Origin of the sequence: Haloferax sulfurifontis (assembly GCF_014635105.1) — an archaeon.
GTDB classification, from domain to species: Archaea; Halobacteriota; Halobacteria; order Halobacteriales; family Haloferacaceae; genus Haloferax; species Haloferax denitrificans.
The window spans coordinates 571,316-591,465 of sequence record NZ_BMCI01000003.1; the positions used below are offsets into that span (position 1 = coordinate 571,316).

The 20,150-nt window shown below is 68.8% G+C and carries 26 protein-coding genes; 13 read left to right on the plus strand and 13 right to left on the minus strand.

Features of this window, described 5'->3' with window-relative positions; translation table 11 throughout:
- Positions 1-44: 44 nt before the first annotated feature.
- From IEV64_RS11275 to cysS, 3 genes are all read left to right on the plus strand, one after another.
- Entirely contained in the window at positions 45-539 is a 495-nt protein-coding gene (locus tag IEV64_RS11275) for a DUF7523 family protein (protein ID WP_188423896.1), read from the plus strand.
- 66 nt (positions 540-605) lie between these two features.
- The gene (locus IEV64_RS11280) at positions 606-2,417 is read left to right on the plus strand and encodes a globin-coupled sensor protein (protein ID WP_188423897.1); all 1,812 of its coding nucleotides are present in this window, start codon (positions 606-608) and stop codon (positions 2,415-2,417) included.
- Positions 2,418-2,534: 117 nt separating this feature from the next.
- Positions 2,535-4,019 (plus strand): cysteine--tRNA ligase, encoded by a 1,485-nt coding sequence (gene cysS, locus IEV64_RS11285; RefSeq protein WP_007273448.1) that lies wholly within the window; start codon positions 2,535-2,537, stop codon positions 4,017-4,019.
- A gap of 8 nt (positions 4,020-4,027) precedes the next feature.
- Here the strand turns inward: cysS and IEV64_RS11290 are convergent, their stop codons facing one another.
- Complete coding sequence (locus IEV64_RS11290; RefSeq protein ID WP_188423898.1) at positions 4,028-4,531, minus strand: hypothetical protein; 504 nt, start codon at positions 4,529-4,531, stop codon at positions 4,028-4,030.
- A gap of 66 nt (positions 4,532-4,597) precedes the next feature.
- Positions 4,598-4,882, minus strand: coding sequence for a DUF357 domain-containing protein (locus IEV64_RS11295; protein ID WP_188423899.1), 285 nt, complete (start codon positions 4,880-4,882; stop codon positions 4,598-4,600).
- 141 nt (positions 4,883-5,023) lie between these two features.
- On the opposite strand from IEV64_RS11295, the gene IEV64_RS11300 reads away from it, so the two are divergent.
- Complete coding sequence (locus IEV64_RS11300; protein WP_148413324.1) at positions 5,024-6,073, plus strand: NAD(P)/FAD-dependent oxidoreductase; 1,050 nt, start codon at positions 5,024-5,026, stop codon at positions 6,071-6,073.
- A gap of 59 nt (positions 6,074-6,132) precedes the next feature.
- On the opposite strand, the gene IEV64_RS11305 is transcribed toward IEV64_RS11300, so the two are convergent.
- The 3 genes from IEV64_RS11305 to IEV64_RS11315 form a co-directional block, all read right to left on the minus strand.
- Positions 6,133-6,318, minus strand: coding sequence for a hypothetical protein (locus IEV64_RS11305; RefSeq protein WP_004043815.1), 186 nt, complete (start codon positions 6,316-6,318; stop codon positions 6,133-6,135).
- 63 nt (positions 6,319-6,381) lie between these two features.
- The gene (locus tag IEV64_RS11310) at positions 6,382-7,590 is read right to left on the minus strand and encodes a TIGR04347 family pseudo-SAM/SPASM protein (protein WP_188423900.1); all 1,209 of its coding nucleotides are present in this window, start codon (positions 7,588-7,590) and stop codon (positions 6,382-6,384) included.
- Complete coding sequence (locus tag IEV64_RS11315; protein ID WP_188423927.1) at positions 7,587-7,958, minus strand: Htur_1727 family rSAM-partnered candidate RiPP; 372 nt, start codon at positions 7,956-7,958, stop codon at positions 7,587-7,589. Before IEV64_RS11315 ends, IEV64_RS11310 begins: the two co-directional genes overlap by 4 nt.
- Positions 7,959-8,031: 73 nt before the next feature.
- Here IEV64_RS11315 and IEV64_RS11320 point away from each other — a divergent pair, with 73 nt between their 5' ends.
- The gene (locus IEV64_RS11320) at positions 8,032-8,553 is read left to right on the plus strand and encodes a halocyanin domain-containing protein (RefSeq protein ID WP_007273442.1); all 522 of its coding nucleotides are present in this window, start codon (positions 8,032-8,034) and stop codon (positions 8,551-8,553) included.
- 89 nt (positions 8,554-8,642) lie between these two features.
- Here IEV64_RS11320 and IEV64_RS19975 read toward each other — a convergent pair whose 3' ends face one another.
- Both IEV64_RS19975 and IEV64_RS11325 read right to left on the minus strand, forming a co-directional pair.
- On the minus strand, positions 8,643-8,777 hold the full coding sequence (locus IEV64_RS19975) for a DUF7560 family zinc ribbon protein (protein ID WP_004970899.1): 135 nt from the start codon (positions 8,775-8,777) through the stop codon (positions 8,643-8,645).
- A 94-nt stretch (positions 8,778-8,871) separates the two neighbouring features.
- The gene (locus tag IEV64_RS11325) at positions 8,872-9,513 is read right to left on the minus strand and encodes a helix-turn-helix domain-containing protein (RefSeq protein WP_188423901.1); all 642 of its coding nucleotides are present in this window, start codon (positions 9,511-9,513) and stop codon (positions 8,872-8,874) included.
- Positions 9,514-9,696: 183 nt separating this feature from the next.
- On the opposite strand from IEV64_RS11325, the gene IEV64_RS11330 reads away from it, so the two are divergent.
- Both IEV64_RS11330 and IEV64_RS11335 read left to right on the plus strand, forming a co-directional pair.
- On the plus strand, positions 9,697-10,044 hold the full coding sequence (locus tag IEV64_RS11330; protein ID WP_007273440.1) for a winged helix-turn-helix domain-containing protein: 348 nt from the start codon (positions 9,697-9,699) through the stop codon (positions 10,042-10,044).
- Positions 10,044-10,244: a DUF7511 domain-containing protein gene (locus tag IEV64_RS11335; protein WP_007273439.1), complete on the plus strand. Its 201-nt coding sequence runs from the start codon at positions 10,044-10,046 to the stop codon at positions 10,242-10,244. The genes IEV64_RS11330 and IEV64_RS11335 overlap by 1 nt, the downstream gene beginning before the upstream one ends.
- Before the next feature lie 27 nt (positions 10,245-10,271).
- On the opposite strand, the gene IEV64_RS11340 is transcribed toward IEV64_RS11335, so the two are convergent.
- The 4 genes from IEV64_RS11340 to btuC all read right to left on the minus strand — a co-directional run bounded on the left by IEV64_RS11340 (position 10,272) and on the right by btuC (position 14,870).
- Positions 10,272-10,970, minus strand: coding sequence for an RNA ligase partner protein (locus IEV64_RS11340; protein ID WP_007273438.1), 699 nt, complete (start codon positions 10,968-10,970; stop codon positions 10,272-10,274).
- A gap of 74 nt (positions 10,971-11,044) precedes the next feature.
- Positions 11,045-12,214: a tubulin-like protein CetZ3 gene (cetZ3, locus tag IEV64_RS11345; RefSeq protein ID WP_188423902.1), complete on the minus strand. Its 1,170-nt coding sequence runs from the start codon at positions 12,212-12,214 to the stop codon at positions 11,045-11,047.
- Positions 12,215-12,297: 83 nt separating this feature from the next.
- Positions 12,298-13,779, minus strand: coding sequence for a heme ABC transporter ATP-binding protein (locus tag IEV64_RS11350; RefSeq protein ID WP_188423903.1), 1,482 nt, complete (start codon positions 13,777-13,779; stop codon positions 12,298-12,300).
- Entirely contained in the window at positions 13,776-14,870 is a 1,095-nt protein-coding gene (gene btuC / locus IEV64_RS11355; RefSeq protein WP_007273436.1) for a vitamin B12 ABC transporter permease BtuC, read from the minus strand. The genes IEV64_RS11350 and btuC overlap by 4 nt, the downstream gene beginning before the upstream one ends.
- 60 nt (positions 14,871-14,930) lie before the next feature.
- Here btuC and IEV64_RS11360 point away from each other — a divergent pair, with 60 nt between their 5' ends.
- The 4 genes from IEV64_RS11360 to IEV64_RS11375 all read left to right on the plus strand — a co-directional run bounded on the left by IEV64_RS11360 (position 14,931) and on the right by IEV64_RS11375 (position 17,743).
- A complete protein-coding gene (locus tag IEV64_RS11360; protein WP_007273435.1) occupies positions 14,931-16,082 on the plus strand; it encodes a PGF-CTERM-anchored ABC transporter substrate-binding protein in 1,152 nt (383 codons plus the stop codon).
- Positions 16,083-16,178: 96 nt separating this feature from the next.
- The gene (gene srp19 / locus IEV64_RS11365) at positions 16,179-16,457 is read left to right on the plus strand and encodes a signal recognition particle subunit SRP19 (protein ID WP_007273434.1); all 279 of its coding nucleotides are present in this window, start codon (positions 16,179-16,181) and stop codon (positions 16,455-16,457) included.
- Entirely contained in the window at positions 16,457-16,681 is a 225-nt protein-coding gene (locus IEV64_RS11370) for an H/ACA ribonucleoprotein complex subunit GAR1 (RefSeq protein ID WP_007273433.1), read from the plus strand. Before srp19 ends, IEV64_RS11370 begins: the two co-directional genes overlap by 1 nt.
- Before the next feature lie 48 nt (positions 16,682-16,729).
- The gene (locus tag IEV64_RS11375; protein WP_188423904.1) at positions 16,730-17,743 is read left to right on the plus strand and encodes a presenilin family intramembrane aspartyl protease PSH; all 1,014 of its coding nucleotides are present in this window, start codon (positions 16,730-16,732) and stop codon (positions 17,741-17,743) included.
- Positions 17,744-17,825: 82 nt separating this feature from the next.
- Here IEV64_RS11375 and IEV64_RS11380 read toward each other — a convergent pair whose 3' ends face one another.
- On the minus strand, positions 17,826-18,227 hold the full coding sequence (locus IEV64_RS11380; RefSeq protein ID WP_188423905.1) for a hypothetical protein: 402 nt from the start codon (positions 18,225-18,227) through the stop codon (positions 17,826-17,828).
- Positions 18,228-18,371: 144 nt separating this feature from the next.
- Positions 18,372-18,851 (minus strand): PUA domain-containing protein, encoded by a 480-nt coding sequence (locus IEV64_RS11385; protein ID WP_188423906.1) that lies wholly within the window; start codon positions 18,849-18,851, stop codon positions 18,372-18,374.
- Positions 18,852-18,970: 119 nt separating this feature from the next.
- Here IEV64_RS11385 and IEV64_RS11390 point away from each other — a divergent pair, with 119 nt between their 5' ends.
- Together IEV64_RS11390 and IEV64_RS11395 are read left to right on the plus strand one after the other, a co-directional pair.
- Positions 18,971-19,138, plus strand: a complete 168-nt coding sequence (locus IEV64_RS11390; protein WP_167321005.1) for a hypothetical protein — start codon at positions 18,971-18,973, stop codon at positions 19,136-19,138.
- An 88-nt stretch (positions 19,139-19,226) separates the two neighbouring features.
- Positions 19,227-20,147, plus strand: coding sequence for a DUF7847 domain-containing protein (locus tag IEV64_RS11395; RefSeq protein ID WP_007273429.1), 921 nt, complete (start codon positions 19,227-19,229; stop codon positions 20,145-20,147).
- Positions 20,148-20,150: the final 3 nt, after the last annotated feature.

A 20,150-nucleotide genomic window follows, 5' to 3' on the forward strand; every position in this document is an offset into this window, starting at 1 on the left:
CGCCGAGCGGCGGTTTTTTGCGCGCGCCCGACCACGGCTGAGCCATGTCCCTCGCCGCCGACGCGCGCGACGCAGTCCGCGAACGACCGTATCTCCTCGCCGCGCTCCGCGCGGGCGTCGTCAACTACGCCGCCGCCGCGGCCGAACTCGACCTCGGCGACGACGAGGCGGTCGCGGCCGCGCTCCGCCGGTTCGCCGACGACCTCCCGCCGCTGGAAGCCGACCCCCGAGACGCTTCCGTGACGATGCGGAGCGGCGTCGGCCTCGTCGGCGAGGACGTCGACGAATCCGACGACGACCCCGTGCTCTCGGTCGCCGGCGTCGACCTCGCGAGCGGCGGCCCGCTCACGGCTATCATCGCTGAGGGCGAGGTGGACCCGACCGTCCTCACCGCCGTCCTCTCCCGACTGGACGCCGAATCCGTCGTCGTCGACGCCGCGGGCGTCGCGGGCGACGCGCTCGCCGTGGTCGTGCCGCGCCGACAGGGGGCCGCCACCCTCCGCGTGGTCGAAGCGGCCGTCAGCGATTTATACGTCTGATTTCCGGCTATCAACCGTGATATCCGGCGGACGGCGCTTATTACCACGGAGTCGCTGAATCGGTCAATGGTTTCGCCCAGCCCCCGCGACGACGACGGCAACATCTCGCTTTCATCCACGGAACTCCTCGCCGAACTCGACCTCGACGCCGACGAGTTGGGCTGGCGGCAGTCGTTCGTCGGCTTCGACGACGAGGACGCCGCGCGTCTCGCCGACCTCCGGAGCGTCGTCGAGGCCCGCGACGAGGCGCTCGTCGACGGCTTCGTCGAACCGATTCTCGCCAACGAGCGGACGGCGGACGTCGTCGACCGCTCGAAGAGCGACCTCGACGGCCTCCGCGCGGTCGTCTCCGGCTACTACCGCTCGTTCACCGACGGGAACTACGACCAGAACCACTACGCGGCGCGCACGCGAATCGGCCTGCTCCACGACAAACTCGATATGCCGTTGCACTACTTCGGCGGGATGTTCGCCAACGTCACCGGCATCTTCGCGGACGAACTCCGCGGGCGCGCCGTCGCCGACGCCACCGAGTCGCTGTCGGGCGAGGACGCCGACCGCGTCGAAAACGCCGTCGACGAGGCGTTCGCGGACATGATGGCAGTCGTCCGCGGGCTCAACCTCGACCGACAGGTCGTCAACGCCACCTACCTCTACTCGTACTCGCTGGACGTCCGCGAGGAGGTCCGCCGGGCCAGAGAGAGCCGCGGGAATCTAGAGTCGGTCGCGTCCCAGCTCCACGAGGAGACCGCCGGCACGAGCGAGAGCATCGCGGAAATCGAGGCGTTGGCGGGCCGGCAGGCCGACATGACCGAGGAAATCGCCGCCGAACTGTCGAACCTCAGCGCGACCGTCGAGGAGGTCGCCGCCACCGCCGACGACGTCTCCTCCCGGAGCGACGAGGCCACCACGCGGGCCGAGGAGGGCCGCGCCGAGGCCGGCGAGGCAATCGGCGCGATGCGGCAGGTCGGCGACGACCGCGACGAGATAACCGTGAACGTCGAGGCGCTCGTGGCCGCCATCGACGAGATTCAGGACATCGTCGAGGTCATCGACGAGGTGGCCGACCGGACGAACCTGCTCGCGCTCAACGCCTCCATCGAGGCCGCCCGCGCCGGCGAGGCCGGCTCCGGCTTCGCCGTCGTCGCGGACGAGGTGAAGTCGCTCGCCAACGAGTCGAAGTCGCAGGCCGAGCGCATCGGCCAGATGATAGAGGACGTGACCGACCACATCGAGGACACCGCGGAGGCGCTGTCGTCGGCCGACGAGAACATCGACCACGGCATCGAGCGGGTCGAGTCGACCGTCGAGAGCCTCGACGAGATAACCGACTCGGTCGCCGACGTGACCGACGGCATCGACGAGGTGGCGCGGGCGACCGACGAGCAGGCGACGCTCACCTCCGACATCGCCACCTTCGTCGACGACGCGGCGACGCAGGTCGACGAGGTGACAGCGGAGATAGACCGCATCTCCGAGAGCGTCTCCGAGCAGGCCGAACAGGCCGCCGACCTCGACACGGCGGTCGAGGACCTGGACCGCGAGGCCGACCTCGAATCGTTCCGCCGGCGCGCGGAGACGACGACCGACGGCGGCGTCGCCACCAGAGGCGGGCACTACGCGCTCGCGTCGGCGGCGAACGCCGACCGCGCGCTCGGCGGAGAGACAGCGCCGACGGGCGCGACCGGCGACCGAGTCGGCGGCGCGGGGTCGAGCGTGACTGGTGGCGATTCGACCGGTGGCGACTCGATCGACGGCAACCCAGCCGACGGCGACCCGACAGACCGGATTCCGGCGTTCGTCAAGCGACTCCTCTCGGAGGAGACGCTGGCGAAGATTCGCCGCGGCGAGGCCGACCGACCGGACTGGACGAAGTAGCCGCCGCGAGGGGGTGACGACGGCGCGGCGGTCGCCTCGTCGGGCCGACTTCGTATCGGCTCCGAACCGACCGTGTTTCCGACGGGTTGAAAGTGGTGCCGGGAGTAGCCGAGTCCGATGACCCTGTCCGTGACCAACACCCTGACGGGAGAGCGCGAGGAGTTCGAGTCGCACGGCGACGAAGTGTTGCTCTACGTCTGCGGACTGACGGTCTCGGACCACGCGCACCTCGGCCACGCCCGCCTGTGGATGCACGCCGACCTGATGCACCGCTGGCTGGCCTACGAGGGCTACGACGTGCGCCACGTCGAGAACTTCACCGACGTGAACGAGAAGATAGCCGCCCGCATCGGCGAGGACGACCTCGGCGACGACGAGGCGGGCGTCGCCGAGCACTTCGTCGGCGACGTGATTCGCGACATGCGCGGGCTGAATCTGAAGCGCGCCGAGGTCTATCCGCGCGTCTCCGAGCACATCCCCGAGATTATCGACCTCATTCGGACGCTCGTCGACCGCGGCCACGCCTACGAGTCCAACGGCTCTGTCTACTTCGACGTCTCCACGTTCGACGACTACGGGAAGCTCTCGAACCAGAAGCTCGAAGAACTGGAGTCGCGGGCGACGAAAGACGAGCGCTCCGAGAAGCGCAACCCGACCGACTTCGCGCTCTGGAAGGCCGGCGCGGTCGACCCCAAGACGGCCGCCGAACACCGGAACCCCGACCTCGAACCGCTCCACGAGCCGTGCGGCGAGACGTGGGAGTCGCCGTGGGGCGAGGGCCGCCCCGGCTGGCACATCGAGTGCTCGGCGATGTCGATGACGCACCTCGGCGACACCCTCGACATCCACGTCGGCGGCCGCGACCTCGTGTTCCCGCACCACGAGAACGAAATCGCCCAGTCGGAGGCGGCGACCGGCCAGCAGTTCGCTCGCTACTGGCTCCACGTCGGCCTGCTCCAGACGGAGGGCGACAAGATGAGTTCGAGCCTCGGCAACTTCTTCACCGTCGGCGACGCGCTCGACGAGTTCGGCGCGGACGTGATTCGGACGTTCTACCTCTCGACGGCCTACGGCTCCGAGCAGACGTACTCCGAGGAGACCATCGCCGAGGCCGAGGAGCGCTGGGAGCGCCTCGAACGCGCCTACGAGTCGGCCGTCGACGCGGTCGACAGCCCCGACGCCCGGACGAAAGTCGAGGCCGAGGCTCTCCGCGAGACGGTGACCGCGACCCGCGAGAACTTCCGCGAGGCGATGAACGACGACTTCAACGTCCGCGAGGCGATGGCCGAACTGCTCGGCCTCGCCGGCGCGGTCAACCGCCACGTCGCCGACGCCGACGAGTACGACTACCGCGCGCTCCGGCGCGCAGTCGAGGCGTTCGAGGACCTCGGCGGCGAGGTGTTCGGCCTCTCGTTCGGCGACGCGGGCGAGGGCGGCGACGTGTCGGTCGCCGAGGACCTCGTCCAACTCGTCTTGGACGTCCGCGAGGCCGAGCGCGAGGCCGGCAACTACGAGCGCGCCGACGACCTGCGCGACGACCTGACGGCGCTCGGCGTCGACGTCGAAGACGGCCCCGACGGCGCGACGTTCCGGTTCGAGTAGTTCGAGAGTCAGTCGAACCGAAACAGCACGACCGCGAAGTCGTCTCGCGCCGTCTCGTCGACCCCGGTGCGACCGCCGCCGTTCTCCGAAAGTCCGAGTTCGCGAGCCAACAGGCCGTGGGCCGCGGCGTAGCGGTCGAGGAGATCCACGGCGAACTCGCCCGTGACGACCTCGCCGGTCGCCTCGCGTCGCTGGCCGCGGTACCACAGGCGGCACGCCATCGGCCGGCGGAAGTTCTTCCACCAGTTGCTCTCCGCCTTCGGCGTGACGGCGACGATGCCGCCGCCCGCGACGGCGTAGGCGACGGGGAACGTGTACCGTCGGCCGCTCTTGGGGCCGACGTAGGAGACGAGCACGAACCAGCGACTGGCGAGTCGGCGGAGCGGCGAGCGGAGCACGCGACGCAGAAACGGGTTGGCGAACCGCTGTTCGAGCGTTCGCTGTGCGTCCGAAACGCGAGCGGCGGCGGGGGCGATGGCGGCAGTGACGGCGGCGACGACGGTCGGGGACATCTGTTCGCGTGTCGTACGCGCCCGTCGGAGAAAAATCAGTCACACGGCGAACAGGTACGACGCCGGTCACATCGTAAACAGGTGCGAGTCGTCGGGCACGTCGAACAGCCCCATCCTGACGCCCGCGTCGAGCCAGCCGTAGCCGTACGAAAACGACGCCAGCGCGTTCACCCAGTCGTCTGCCTCCTTGAAGTGTCGGCCGTCGTCGAGGTATGACTCGGCCATCTCCAGACAGTCGGCGGCGGCGTCGCCGAGCGGCGTCTCGTCGGGGACGGCCTGCACCGCCTCGTCGAGCGCGTCGGCGAGCATCCCCTCGTAGCGGTTCGTCTTCTCCCGTAGGTCGGCGGCCATGCGGAGTGATGCGTCGGCGACGGATACCGGTCTTTCGCTCCGCGGGCCGCGAGCGCCGTGGCATGCGTTGTCGTGGCGGTGGTGTAGCACTCCTCGCAATACAGCGAAACCTTAAGACGCCGGTGTAGCGAACTATCGCACATGACAGAGGACGCCGATTCGTTCGTGGAACACAGGAAACTCATCATCGCCGGCTCGGGCATCTCCGGACTCTCGTCGGCCATCTACGCGGCCCGGTCCAACAACGAGCCGCTGGTGCTGGAGGGCGACGAGCCGGGCGGACAGCTCACGCTCACGACCGAGGTGGACAACTACCCCGGCTTCCCCGAGGGCATCTCCGGGCCGGAGCTCATCAACAACATGAAAGAGCAGGCAGAGCGCTTCGGCACGGAGATTCGCCACGGCATCATCGAGGACGTCGACGCCTCCGAGCGCCCGTTCACGGTCACGCTCAAGAACGGCGACGTGTACACCGCGGACGCCATCATCGCGGCGTCGGGCGCGTCGGCCCGCACCCTCGGCATCCCCGGCGAGGAGAACCTGATGGGCTACGGCCTCTCGACGTGTGCGACCTGCGACGGCGCGTTCTTCCGCGACGAGAAGATCATGGTCATCGGCGGGGGCGACGCCGCCGTCGAGGAGGCCAACTTCCTCACCAAGTTCGCCTCGACGGTGTACCTCGTCCACCGCCGCGAGGAGTTCCGCGCCGAGGACTACTGGGTCGACCGCCTGATGGAGAAGGTCGACGAGGGCGAAATCGAACTCATGCTCAACACCGAGGCGACGGAGCTTCACGGCTCGCCCGAGGAGGGCGTCGACCACGTGACACTCGTCCGCAACCCCGAGGGCCACCCGAGCGACAAGCTCGACGACCCCGAGACCGAGGAGTTCGACTTCGACGTGGGCGCGGTGTTCTACGCCATCGGCCACACGCCGAACGCCGACTACCTCGACGGCACGGGCGTCCAGCGCGACGACGACGGCTACATCATCGCGAAGGGCGGCTCCGGCGGCGGCCAGACCGCGACCGACGTGCCCGGCATCTTCGCCGCGGGTGACGTGGTCGACTACCACTACCAGCAGGCCGCGACCGCCGGCGGCATGGGCGTGAAGGCCGCCCTCGACGCCGACGACTACCTCGAAGAGCTCGAACGCGAGGAGAAGCGGGCGGCCGCGGGCGCGGCCGAATAGGCGGCATACACGGCCCGCGCTCGGCGTTCCGTATTCTCTCGATTTCTTTTCGATGCGCCCTACGTCAAAGACCGCAACAGCCACGCGAGGACGAAGCTAATCGCCACGAAAATCAGGTAGACGCCCGGCGAGAATCGCGCGTCCACGACGCCGACCGCGTCCGCGACCGCGACGGCGAAGATGACGAGACCGACGCCGACGAGCCCGTTCCCGAGGATGTTCGGGACTCCTCGTTTGGTTTCCATAGCCGCGGTTGGACTCGCCGAAAAATAAGCGTAGGGTGCGTTCCCAGCGGGTGAAAGGGAACTTCAGTCGGCCGCGCCCGGACTCGCGTCGGCACCCGCGCCGCGCTCGTCGGCCGTCAGGTAACACTGCGGGTCGGGGCCGAACAGTTCGCCCGTCGCCGCGAGCGACCGAAGCCGCGAGGAGCCGCGGCAGACGTCCCGATACTGGCACGAAGCACACTTGCCGGTCAGATGCTCTTCCCGCTCGCGGAGCTTGGCGAGAAGCGGGTTCGACTCGTCGTCCCAGATGTCGCCGAACGGGCGGTCCCGGACGTTGCCGAGGCTGTAGCCCTGCCAGAACTGCGTCAGGTGCACGTCGCCGCGGTAGTCCACGTCGGCGACGCGCTCGCCGGTCGGGTCGCCGCCGTTGACGCGGAGATACCGGTGAATCCGCTCGGCGTGGTCGGCGTCGAGTTCGTCGCGGGCGTACTCGACCACGTAGGCGGAGTCGGCGTAGTTGCCGACCAGAAGCGTCTCTATCTCCTCGCCCTCGGCGTGGTACTCGCGGGTCATGTCGAACAGCCGGCGGACGGCGCGGCGCTGGGCCTCGTCGTCGAGGTCGGCGTCGGCGATGTCGCCGCCGCGGCCGCCGTAGTCGAGGTGGTAGAAACAGAAGCGGTCGACGCCCACGTCGTACAGCAGGTCCACCACGTCCTCCATGTCGGCGGCGTTGTGCTCGGTGATGGTGTACCGGAGGCCGGTCTTGAGGCCCACCGACAGGCAGTTTTCGATGCCGCGGACGGCGGCGTCGAACGCGCCGTCTTTCCCGCGGAAGCGGTCGTTGCGCTCCTCTAACCCGTCGACTGAGACGCCCGCATACGAGAGCCCCGCGTCGCGGAGCGCCCGCGCCTTCTCCTCGGTGATGAGCGTCCCGTTGGTCGAAAGCACCGCCCGGATGCCGGCGTCGGTGGCGTAGTCGACGAGTTCGACGAGGTCTTCGCGGACGAGCGGCTCGCCGCCCGAAAACAGGAGCACGGGCACGTTGTAGGCCGCGAGGCCGTCGATGAGGCCCTTCGCCTCGGAGGTCGACAGTTCGCCCTGCGCGGGGTCGAGGTCGGCCCCGGCGTAACAGTGTTCGCAGTAGAGGTTACAGCGCCGCGTCGTGTTCCAGACCACGACCGGGCGCTTCTGTTTCTCCTCGCGTATCTGTTCGATGTCCGCGTCGGGGTCGTCGTAGCGGAGCCCGTCGCCCTCGGCTCCCTGTCCGCACAGGAGCTTGCTGATGGAAATCACTCGACGGACACCCCGTTTTCGACACCGCGGGCGTCTCCCGCGCCGTCGTGCTCCATCCCGCCGTGTTCCGTCCCGTCGGTCGACTCCTCGCCTTTCGCCGCGAGGTCGTTGCCGCCGAGTCGGAGGAACTCGTCGGCCGGCGCGAGCCAGAGGTCCGCGTCGCCGTCGCCGTCGCCGCCGTCGCCGAACAGCGTCCGCGCCTGCTCGGTCGCGAGGTCCTCGGAGGGGGCGGTGACGCTCCCGACGTGGCGCATCGGCTCGGTCGGCGTGTCGCGGTAGAACACTTCCCACTGGCGGGTGCCGTCGATCCGCGGTCGTCGCCTCGGGTCGTCGTCGTCCATGCCGTCGCCTTCGGGCGGGACGGCCACGCTCGTTTCGCCCGTTTTCAGCGCGTGGGAATCGAAGCTTTCGACTTGTTCGGCCACTCACTAGCGCCAGCTAATGACGCAACGGGTTTCCCGGCGGTCGTTTCTCCACGCAACGGCGGCGTCGACAGGTATCGCGCTCCTGGCGGGCTGTTCGAGTTCGTCCGGCGGCGGCTCCGGCGGCGCGGGCGACGGTGGCGGGGCCGGCGGCGACTCGTCCGGTGGGGAGAGCACCGCCGAACACGAGATGCGGGACTTCGGCGGCTGGTTCGACCGGACGGGGAACTACGACGGCGTCCACGACCTGACGGGACAGGACAGCGTCACGGTCGCGGTCGGCGCGGGCGGTAACGGCGGCGGCTACGCGTTCGCTCCGGCCGCGATAGAAGTTTCGCCGGGAACGACGGTCGTCTGGGAGTGGACCGGAAACGGCGGCACCCACAACGTCGTCAACCGCGAAGACGGGCTGTTCGAGTCGGAGCTCACCGTCTCGGAGGGCCACACCTTCGAGTATACGTTCGAAGAATCCGGCGAGTACAGGTACGTCTGTGTCCCCCACGAGACGCTCGGCATGGTCGGGGTCGTCGTCGTCGAATAAGCGTCAGCGGCCGCGGCGTCGGCACTGCCCTCGCGCCGTTCCGGACGAGCGACCACCTCAGTCCGCGGGCAGGTCGTCCGGCGTCGGCGTCACGCGGACTTCGGGGCGTCGTTCAGCGGCGCGGTACAGAGGACACAGCCGGTCTCCCGGAGCGTCCGCATCATCGGCTCGTTGACCCGGTAGCGCTCGCCGCACTCGGGACAGGTCACGTCGAACTCGCGCATCGTTTCTCACCGACTAGTGGTACGCCGCGGGGACCCGAGGGGGCGCACCCTGCATTCGCGGGGGACTGATATCCCGTCGACACGTCTCATCTCGTCACCCCTGAAGGATGGCACCCATGAGCTTCTTCTGTGCCATGGCGAGGTGCTCAGAGAACGTCGAGGTCGTGATGCCGAGTTCGGTCGCGACCTCGCCTTTGTTCGCGCGCCGCGGGTGGTCGAAGTAGCCCATCTCGTGGGCCGTCTCCAGCACCTCGCGCTGGCGGTCGGTGAGCTGGCCCCGCTCGACCAACACGAGGTCCCGCGACTCGTCGACCGACGACTGGAGCAGTCGGCGCACGTCCACCGACCCCGACGACTCCCGGAGGGAGGCGACCACGTCGCGGAGCGTGTCGATGTCGGGGGCGTGGAACGTCAGAAACAGCGCGCCGTCGCGCGTCTGGACGTCCACGACCGGGCAGTCGAACGCCTCGACGCGCTCGCAGGGACAGCCGACGCCGCCCTCGCGGTCGAACCGGTAGACGCTCCCGTCGCCGTACTCGAACAGCCGCTCCATCTCTTCGGGGACCTCGGTGTCGTCGTCGAAGACGAACTCCTCGACGACCGACCCGCGCTCGTTGGGAGCCATGCTCCGCGAGAGCGCGTAGCCCGAGGTGTCGCCCTCGGAGACCGCCGCGACGGGACAGCCGTCCGGCCCCGTCACTTTCAACTCCGCTCTGATGCCCGCTGCGCTCGTCATAAGAGTACGAAGTCGCCCCAGCCCCTGATATAAACACCCCCGATACACCGGGCCTTTATATCGTGGTCCGTTTCCAGTCGTCGCCCCCGTCGAACGGGGCGCGGCCGCTCGTGTGAGGTATAAAGCGCCCTGCATATTCTGGGTGCCCTTCGACGGGCGACGCGGGCGAATCTACGGGTGAGCATGCAGACCGGCCTCAGACGCAAGCCGACCGGACCGAAGCCCGCCGAACTGGAGGCGGAACAGGTGCTGGAAGCGCTGTCGGACCGCGCGTGCCGGCGAATCCTCACCACGCTTCAGGGTGCGACCGAGCCGATGACCGCACAGGACCTCTCCGAGGCGTGCAACGTCCCGCTGTCGACGACCTACCGGAAGGTCGAACAGCTCTCGGAGGCGAGCCTGCTCGAAGAGACGCTTCAACTGCGGGCCAACGGGACCCACACCCACCAGTACCGGTCGAGCGTCGAGTCGGTCACGGTGTCGCTGAACGACGACCGGGGGCTCGAAGTCGCCCTCGGAGGAGACCGCTGATGGGGTCGGAGCCGGTGCATCCGCCGGACTCGGGGGGCGAACACCCCGTCCGCCCGCGGCTCGCGTCGCGGCTGACCACCCATCCCGACGGGCGCGAGGAGTGTACGATTTACCCGGCTGACGCGACGCCCGAAGACCAACTGACGCAGTGGCTATCGGCGTTCGAGGGGAGCTACGTCGACCTCGACTCGATGGAGTAGCAGTCTGCAGTGAGCGTGACAGCCGGGTTACAGTCGGTCGGCGTCGACGCCGTCGTCGCCCCTGCTCCACGGGCGCGGGCTGTCGAGCGCCATGAGGTACTCTTCTAAGAGGGTCGGAAACGCCCGTCCGCGGAGGTTTCGCAGGCCGAAGTCGGCGGCCCAACTGATGATGCCGGTGTCTTCCGTGACGACGCCGGCGTTCAGTTCGCGCGCGAGGATGAGGAGGTCGAAGTCCTCGCGGGAGTCGAGGACGCCCTGTCTGAGCGCGCCGCGGTAGTCCTCCCGGAGGTCTGAGATGACCTTGTCCACGTCGGAGAGCTTCGACCCGCCGTTGGAGCGCTGTTTCGACTCCTCGGCCTTGCGGACGGCCTTCTCGGAGACCCGGAGGCCGCGGTTGACGCGGTCGGACATCTCGTCGATGAAGCGGTAGACGACCTCGGCGGGGATGTACACCTCGTAGCGGTCGGGGTGTTTCTTGATGACCCACGTGTCGAGTTTGCCGAGCACGTCCTCCGAGACGCCGCGGTCGCGCAGGATGTGTTCCAACTCCGCGGCGATAGACGGCGGCATGTAACACGAGATGTTCAGGTCCAGTCGCGCGGCGGCGATGGTGTCGAGGAGCCGTTCGATTCCCTCCTCGAACGTCTCGTCGTCGTCTCGAATCTCCTCGGAGAGAAACAGCGAGGTGTCGAGCACGAAACGTTGTTTCAGCGGGTACTCGGCCATCGTTCGTCAGTTGGTACCGCGGCACTATGACCCTTCCCCGTGGACGAAGGTGAGAGAAACCGTGCGGAGGCGGCTCAGAACAGCGGTTCGATGCGGTCGTCGCCGGTCGAGATGAGGTCGTCGAGCGACGCCGCGCTCGACTCGCGCTTGGCGAGCATGTCGCGTTGGGTCTCGATGGCGACCGCCTGCAGTTCTTTCACCCGCGGCACGTCGTAGACGCCCGACAGGAGCACGACCGCGGCGACGAAGTTCGACCCGACGGGGTAGTCGCCGCCGCGAATCTCCATCGTCCCGGTCTCGTCTTCGAGCCACGTCCGCGCGCGCTCGATGCCGCGGCGCGAGAGCACGTCCGGCGGCCCGGCGACGACGACGAGGCCGCGCTCCGCGCCGGAAATCTCGCAGGGGAGCGTGAGCCGGCCGAGCGCGGCGCGGCGCACGAGGCTGGTGATTCGGTTCGTCGAGTCGCCGCCGTCCTCGGCGTCGGCCGCCCCGCCGGAGAGCCGGGAGAGAAGCCCGCGCTTCGGGCGGTCGAGTTCGACGGAGGCGTAGCCGATAGTCGAGATGCCGCCGCTGGCGAGCGTGTTGATTATCTCGGAGGCGTCCACGACGGACTCCGCCACCGCGCCGGAGCCGTCGCCCTCGCCGGCGCTGAACAGCACGCCGAGGCGGCGGGCGAGTTCGGCGTTGATACTGCCGTAGCCCGCTTCGAGCGACTCACCGGTCTTCCGCCAGGCGTCGTTGTCGAAGACGATGAGGTTGTCGACCTCGCGGACGAACGTCTGGAAGGAGCGCGCGGCGTTGAGCGTGTAGATACCGCCTTCGTCCCGCGCGGGGAGGACGCCGAGCCCGTAGACCGGCTCGGTGTAGATGTGCTTCAGTTCGCGCGCGACGACGGGCGCGCCGCCGGAGCCGGTGCCGCCGCCGAGGCCGGCGACGACGAGGAAGGCGTCTATCTCGTGGACCGGGAGGTCGTCGACCATCGAGAGCACCTCGCCGACGTCTTCTGCGGTCACCTCCGCGCCGAGTTCGTTGTCCGCGCCGACGCCGTGGCCCTTGACGCGGGTCAGGCCGACGAGCACCTGCCGCGACTCGGGGATGTTTCGGAGCCCCCGGAGGTCCGAGCGGGCCGTGTTGACGGCGATTACGTCGACGACGAACCCCGTGTTCGTCCGTCGCTCGTAGTCGACGATGGCGTCGACTACCTTGCCGCCAGCCTGTCCGATACCGATGAGTGCGAGTTTCATGGCCGTGTTCCTCTCAGAAATCGTACTACTAGACGCGCGCTCAGGGCTTGAATATACTGCCCGTAGCACCGCGCAACGACAGCTTAACTGGAAAATAAGTCCGACGCTCGGCCGTCGGTGACAGTGTCGGAGTCGGTCGATTCGCGGTCGGTGGAGTCGGTGAAGTCGGCGCCCGCGGGCGTCTCGCGGTCCTCGGGGCCGGTTGCACCGTCGTCGGAACCGCCTTCACCGTCGTCGGAGTCGGTGGGTCCGCCGTCGCGCTCCCGGAACGAGTCGCAGGCGAGTTCGCCGACGACAGACAGGAGGTCGCCCGGTTCGACGACTCGGCCGCGCTCCCGCAGGCGCTCGTAGACCGCGAAGCCGTCGTCGCCGGCGTAGTTCCGCTCCGAGAACGGTCGCTGTTCGACGAGGACGAGGCGGTCGGCCCCGGCCGCGGCTTCGAGGTTGGCGAGGTTGCCGCCGCCGACCTCCACGTCGGCGACGACGGTCACGTCGGCGGCTTCGACCCGCGACTCGACCGCGGCCCGCGCGGCGTCGTCGACCGGCGAGTACGGCGGCACGGTCACGAGGTCCGCGCCGACCCCGCGGGCGGCCTCGGCGTCTGTGTCGCCCTCGTTGAGCGCGCCGGCGGACAGCGCGTAGCCGGCCGCCGACAGCAGGTGGAGCGCCCGCGCGCCGGTGCCGCCCCCGCCGACGACGTGGACCCGGCCGTTGGCGTCGTCCGAAGGCGGTGGGAGGGCGGTCACGTACACCGAACCGGTGACGGGGTGCCGCGAGACGACCGCCTCGGCGTCGAACGCCTCGCGGAGGTTCTCCTCGGAGAGCACCGCCGCGGGGTCGCCCGCCGAGAGGACGCGCCCGCCCGACAGGAGGACCAGCGCGTCGCAGTAGTGGGCCGCGAGGTTGAGGTCGTGGATGGCCGCGACCGCGGTCGTCCCGTCGGCGACGAGGTCGGAGACGAGTTCGAGCGTGCGGACCTGGTGGTTGATGTCGAGGCTGGCGGTCGGCTCGTCGAGGAGCAGGACGGGCGTCTCCTGTGCCAGCGCGCGGGCGATGAGGACGCGCTGGCGCTCGCCGCCGCTGACTTCCGTGACGGGGCGCTCGGCGAGCGATTCGACGGCGGTCCGGCGCATGGCGGCCTCGACGGCGGTCTCGTCGCGCTCGCGCCAACCCTCGAAGCGCCCGCGGTGTGGCGTGCGGCCCATCTCGACGACGTCGCGGACGGGGAAGTCGAAGGTGACGCTCGTGGTCTGGGGGACCGTCGCCACGACCCTGCTCGCCGCCTTCGACGACAGGGCGTGGACGTCCTCGCCGGCGACGCGGACCGCTCCCTCGTCGGGTGCGAGCGCGCCGTTGAGGACCCGGAGGAGCGTCGTCTTCCCCGCGCCGTTGGGACCGATGAGGCCGACGAACGTGCCTTCGCCCACGTCGACCGAGATGGCGTCGAGAATCCGGGTGCCGCCGAGGGAGACCGACACGTCGTCGAGGCGAATCGCCGGGTCGGCGTCGCCGAAGGGGTCTGAGTCCGGTGAATCCGCGTCGGCGGCGGGGTCGCGGTCGCTCACGGCGAGCGCACCTCCCGCGTGCGGAGCAGGTAGAGGAAGAAGGGCGCGCCGACGGCCGCGGTGACGACGCCGACCGGAATCTCCGCGCCGCCGGAGCGGGCGACGGTGTCGGTGGCGACGAGGAACGACGCGCCCGCCAGCGCCGACGCCGGGAGCAACACCCGGTGGTCGGGGCCGACGAGGAGCCGGAGCATGTGGGGGACGACGAGGCCGACGAAGCCGATGACGCCGGAGACCGAGACGGCCGCGGCGGTGACGACGCTCGCGGTGGCGAGGAGGAGCTGTTTCGTCCGCTCGACTTCGATGCCGAGAGCGTGGGCGTCCTCCTCGCCGAGGAGCAGGACGTTCAGGTCGCGGGCGTGGGCCACGAGGAGCACGAAGGGAAGCGGCAGGACGAGGGCGAGCATGCCGACCTCGCTCCACGTCGCGCCCGCGAGGTGGCCCATGAGCCAGAAGACGACCTGCCGGAGGCTCTCGCCGCTCTGGAGGAGGAGAAACGAGATGACCGCGCCGAGGAACGTCTGGACGGCGACCCCCGCGAGAAGCAGGGTCGCCACGGGCGTCCGACCGCTCTCGGTGGCGATGAGGTAGACGACGAAGGCGGTGACGACGGCGCTGACGAACGCCGCGCCCTCCATCCCGAACGGAATCGAAAGCGACAGCACGATGGTCGCGACCGCGCCGACGGCGGCCCCGGAGGAGACGCCGACGATGGAGGGGTCGGCCATCGGGTTGCGGAAGAAGCCCTGCATCACGGTTCCCGCGGTGGCGAGCGCGAAGCCGACGAGCGCCGCGAGGAGGATGCGGGGCAGGCGGACCGAGAGCACGATGATGCGGGCGGGTCTGGGGACGGCGAACTCGAACGGCGAGGCGAACTCCAGCGTCGGCGTCGGAACCGGCCCGACGACGGGGAGGGCCGTCGCGCCGCCGAGAGAGACGCCGACGGGGACGGGCAACGCGTCCGCGAGGATGGCGGCGACGGTCCGCGGCGGGATGGTCACGGCCCCGATTCCGGCGCTCGCGACGACGACCAAAAGCAGGAGCCCGGAGAGACCGAGCGACCACGTGGTCGCCCGCGTTCGAACGCTCATTGAGCACAACCGCGCTTTCAGTAGGTAAATATTTATTGAACAGCCGCTGAGGCCACTACCGTGAACCGACAACTCGTCGTCGCCCTGCTCGCGTTCGCGACCGTGTTCGCCGGGGTTCCGGCACCGGCCGCGGCCGCGGTAGGGCAAGCGGCACCGCACCAGACCGCGACGTGTACGTTCCCGGTGACGGTCACCGACGCCACGGGGACCGACGTCACCATCGCCGAGGACCCCGAGCGGGTCGTCACGACCAACCCGAGCGCCGCCCAGACCATGTGGGAACTCGGCGCGCGCGACGAGGTCGTCGGCGTCTCGCAGTACGCCACGTACCTCGACGGCGCGGCCGAAAAGGGGAACGTCTCCGGCTCCGGCGGGCTCAACGTCGAGGCGGTCATCGGTCTCGAACCCGACCTCGTGTTGGTCCCGAACTCCTCGTACAACGCCGAGCCCGACCGCATCGAACAGCTTCGCTCGGCGGACATCTCGGTCGTCGTCTTCGAGTCCGGGAAGTCGCTCGACGCCGTCGCCGACAAGACCGAGCGCGTCGGCCGCATGACCGGCAACTGCGAGGCCGGCGTCGAGCGCGCGGCCGAGATGCGCGAGTCGATTCGGCACATGCGGCAGGCCCTCGACGGCGCGGAGCGCCCGGTCGGTCTCAACTCCTTTTTCGGCTACTCCTCCGGGTCGGGCACGTTCATCTCCGACATCATGACGACCGCCGGCCTGCGCAACGGCGCGGCGGAGGCGAACCTCACCGGCTTCGCACAGATTAACGAAGAGCTCGTCGTCGAGATGAACCCCGAGTACATCGTCGTCCCCGACCACGCGCCCGTCCCGAGCAGTCCGGCGTACAACAGCACGACCGCGATGCAGGAGGGCAACGTCATCGTCATCGAGGCGCACAAGCTCCAACAGCCCGCCCCGCGAGCAATCGAGGCGAGCGAGGTGATTCTCGAAGCGGTCCACCCCGACGCCTACGAGCGCTACCGGCAACTCGAAACCGAGTCGGCGACGGAGTCGGACTCGACCGCGACCGCGACGACCACGGTCGCGGACGCGACTGCGACCGCCGCGACTGCAACCGACGCCACCGAGGCAACCGCGACGGCCGAGTCCTCGGAATCGACCACCGAGAGCGACGCGCCCGGGTTCGGCGCCGTCGTCGGCCTCGCGGCCGTCGGCGCGGTCGCCCTGCTCGCGCGCCGGCGATAACTGCACAGACACCCGCGCCGTCTCTGTTTCTCCACCGCACGCGCTCGGCTCCGTGAGACCACAACCGTATTACCGTCGGATGGCGGACACACGGGTATGGTCGAGAACGTCATCTACCCCGCCTACCTCGACGCCTCTCTCTCGCGTAGCGAGGGTCGGCGGGTCGCCCAGTCCGCGGCGGTCGAAGAACCGACCGTCGACGAAATCGCGAAGGCCGTCCAGCAGGTCGGCTACGACGCCGTCATCGAACGGGGCAAGCGATACTCCCGCGAGTTCGAAACCCGCGGGCGCGTCCTCGTGAACAACGCCGACGACGCCACGAAAAACGACATCGTGCAGGCGGTCGCCGCCTACGTCGGAATCCTCCGCGACTGATGCGGCGAATCGGCACGGTCTCCCGGACGGCGCAGGGCCTCGCTATCGTCCGCCTCGACGACGACGACGCGCCGGACATCGGCACGATGGTCCTCGACGAGTCGCTGTCGACGGTGGGCCGCATCGTGGACGTGTTCGGTCCGGTCGACCGTCCCTACGTCGCCGTCACGGCCGACGACGGCTCGCCCGCCCGGCTCGTCGGGAGCAAGCTCTACGCTCGCTGACGACGCCAGAGCGCAACCCCCATACCCCTCGGGTGGGAACGCCCCTGCATGTCACGCCGCGCCTATCGGGGGGTCGCCCTCGCCGCCCTCATCTTCCTCGTCGTGCAGGTGGGTGCGCTCGCCCTCGTGCCGACGTTCTTCGAACAGGGGTACCAGACGGTCGAAGACCCCACCGACCCGACGAACAGCCTCCTCTACATCGGCGCGATTATCGTCATGACCGCGTTCATGCTCGCGGCGTTCAAGTACGACCTCGACCAGCTCATCCGCCTCGTCATCGTCTTCACGAGCGGCCTGCTCGCGTGGTACGTCTTCGCCGCGCTCATTCCCAGCGCGCTCGTCGCCGTCGGCCTCTCGGCGGCCGTCGCGCTCGCGCTTCTCGTCTACCCCGAGTGGTACGTCATCGACGCCGCCGGGACGCTCATGGGCGCGGGCGCGGCCGCCCTGTTCGGCATCAGCTTCGGCCTGTTGCCCGCCATCGTCCTCCTCTCGGTCCTCGCCGTCTACGACGCCATCAGCGTCTACAAGACCAAACACATGCTCGACCTCGCGGAGGGCGTGATGGACCTCCGCATCCCGGTCGTGCTCGTCATCCCGACGACGCTGTCGTACTCGATTCTCGGCGACGACTTCGCCAGCGACGCCAACGACGTCGGCGACGGCGGGAACGCGACCGACGGGGGCGAATCGACGGGCGCGGTCGATTCGGAGGTGGCTGACGCCGAGACGGCCGACAACGAGTCAGATTCCGGCGAGCGAGACGCCTTCTTCATCGGCCTCGGCGACGCGGTCATGCCGACCGTGATGGTCGCCTCGGGCGCGTTCTTCTCCGAAGCGCCGTCGCTCGGCCTCGGCGCGCTCCCGGCGCTCAACCTCCCGGCGCTCCTCGCCATGGTCGGGACGTTCGCCGGGTTCAGCGGGCTGATGTGGGCCGTGATGAAAGGGCGGGCGCACGCCGGCCTGCCGCTTCTCAACGGCGGCGCAATCGGCGGCTACCTCGTCGGCTCGGTCGTCGCGGGCGTCCCGCTCGTCTCCGCGCTCGGACTTGCGCCGTACCTCTGAAACGCGGCTCCGTCGAAGTTCTCGTCCGGTGCTGGTTTGTTTAGGCTGTGCTGACTGGCGGGCGCAAGTCGGTCAATGCCTCTCAAACTTCGACGTTTCCTTCACGAATAGTCCCGTCTTCGTTTATTTCCAACATATATCCCTCATACCACGCGATGGATTTTCTCCAAGCACGGGTGTCATTGATATATATCTCTACTGTCCTCGTTTCCCTCGCCGGGAAATATCCACTCAAATCAATGTCTTCGGTATTGTTCGCAGAGTAACTCTCGTTGAATACCGCTCCCTCAGATGGGTCAATAATTACAACAGAGAAGTTGCCGGAGTAGTCATCTTCGATAATCAGTTTATTCACCGGGGGATTCATCTCGGGGTCAGTACCTTCAGTTTCAGTGTTATCTCTCCCTTGATTCGGTGGAGAACCAAGACACCCACTGCTAATCACCAGAATCACCAAAGCAGTGGTAAAAAATGTCCCACGCATTACAAATCAACGACCCCCGTGTAAGATATATGTCTTCTGGGAATGTGAAGAAGTGCTGAACTCACCCCTCAGTCTCGCACGCCGTTTCTCTCACCCCGCTAGAATCTCAACAGCGACGTACCGCCCGAGTTCCCCGGCTTCACCTCACTCCTCGTCCGCGCCCTCGCGGACGCGAACCGCCATCCCCGCCCCGAAGTCGAGCATCGCGTCCGCGGAGAGCTCCGCGCGACCGACGCCCAGCAGGTCGCCGTCGGGGCCGACGACGCACACCTCGTCGCCCGAGCGGACCGCCGGGTCGGCGTCGGTGACGAACTTAGCGAAGGCGTTCTTGCCGTCGCGGACGAACGGGACCGACTCGTCGCCGACGCGGACGACGTAGGCGTCGCCGCCGAGGTCGTCGTAGAGGCGGCGGCCGCCGGCGACGCCGAGGGTGAACCGGCCGTCGGTGCCGTAGGAGGTGACGCGGTCGCCCTCGACGTACACCTGTCGCGGGCGGCCGCTCCGCGAGCGCGAGAGTTCGATGTCCGCGTCGGCCGGGAACAGCGCGTCGCCCGCGCCGGCCCCGAACTGGTAGTCGGCGACGACCCGGAGGTCGTCCAAATCGGTCGCGTGGCCTTCGGTCATACCTCGCCCTTTGCCCCGCCGGCTAAAGTGGGTCGCGGTCCCGTTCGACCGCGTGCGCCGAGCTACCACGCACGCCCGAGACGGAAAGTCCTAAGTACGGGACCGACCGCCCTCGGAGTATGTCTGTGGACGTTCGACTCGCCGCCGTGGGAACCGCGCTACTGCTCGCGAGCAGTGCGCTTCTCACGCAGACGGCGCTCGACTGGCGGCTCCCGACGGTGCTCGCCGCCATCGCGGGGGTCGGCGCGGTCGCCACCGCCGCTCGGCTGGCGACGCCGACGGCCTGATTCCCACTCGCGGGCCCGGATACGCCCCCGACCACGCCGGCGTCTCGACCCTCCCGTTTTACGTATTACCGCACCGACAGGTCGAGGTATGGCCGCGATTAGCTCCCTCCAGACCGCCCTCCGAGGCATCCGGTCGAACCCGGTACTGTTCCTCGGCGGCCTCGCCTTGGGCCTCGTCACGCTCCCGCAACTCGCCACGCAGTTGGCGCAGATACCGTTCGTCCCGACCGTCCTCACGGCGGTGACGTTCTTCGTCACGCCGTTCGTCGCCGCCGGTCTCTACGGGATGGCCGACGAGGCGGTCGACCGCGGGGGCGGAGGCTCGACCTCGCTGTCGACGCTCACGGCGGTCGGCCGCGAGAAGTACGTCCCCATGCTCCTCGCGAACATCGTCCAACTCGGCATCGTCCTCGTCTTCGGTATCGTGTTCGTCATCATCATGGTCGCCATGGCCGTCTCGCTCGGCCTCGGCGGCCTCGCAACGGGCGGTGGCGGCGTCCCCAACCTCGCCCTCGGCGGCGGCTTCCTCGTCGGCATCGCCGTCCTCGGCCTCCTCGGACTGGCGTACCTCGTCGTCATCTTCCTCGTCCAGTTCTACCCCGTCGCGGTCGTCGTCGGCGACGCGGGCGCAATCGAGGCGTTCGGCGAGAGCTATCGGCTCGTCCGGCACAACGTCGTCCCCTCGCTCGGCTACTCCGCCATCCGGTTCGTGGTCGGGATTCTGGTTAGCGTCCCCGCGACGGGCCTCATCGTCTTTCGGACGATACAGAACGTCCAGCAGGCACAGAACGCGGCTGACCCGGCGGCGGTGCAGGCCGGCCTCGGCTTCTCGCCGACGGAAATCGCCGCCATCGCCGTCCTCTCGATAGCGACGCAGACGGTTCTCGCGGCGTTCCAGTACACCTACGCGGTCGCCTTCTTCGAGGCTCACGACGCCGGGAGCGACGGCCCGACCGGGACCGCCGGCCCCGACATCGACGGCGACTCGGCGATTCCGCAGTTCGAGTAGTCG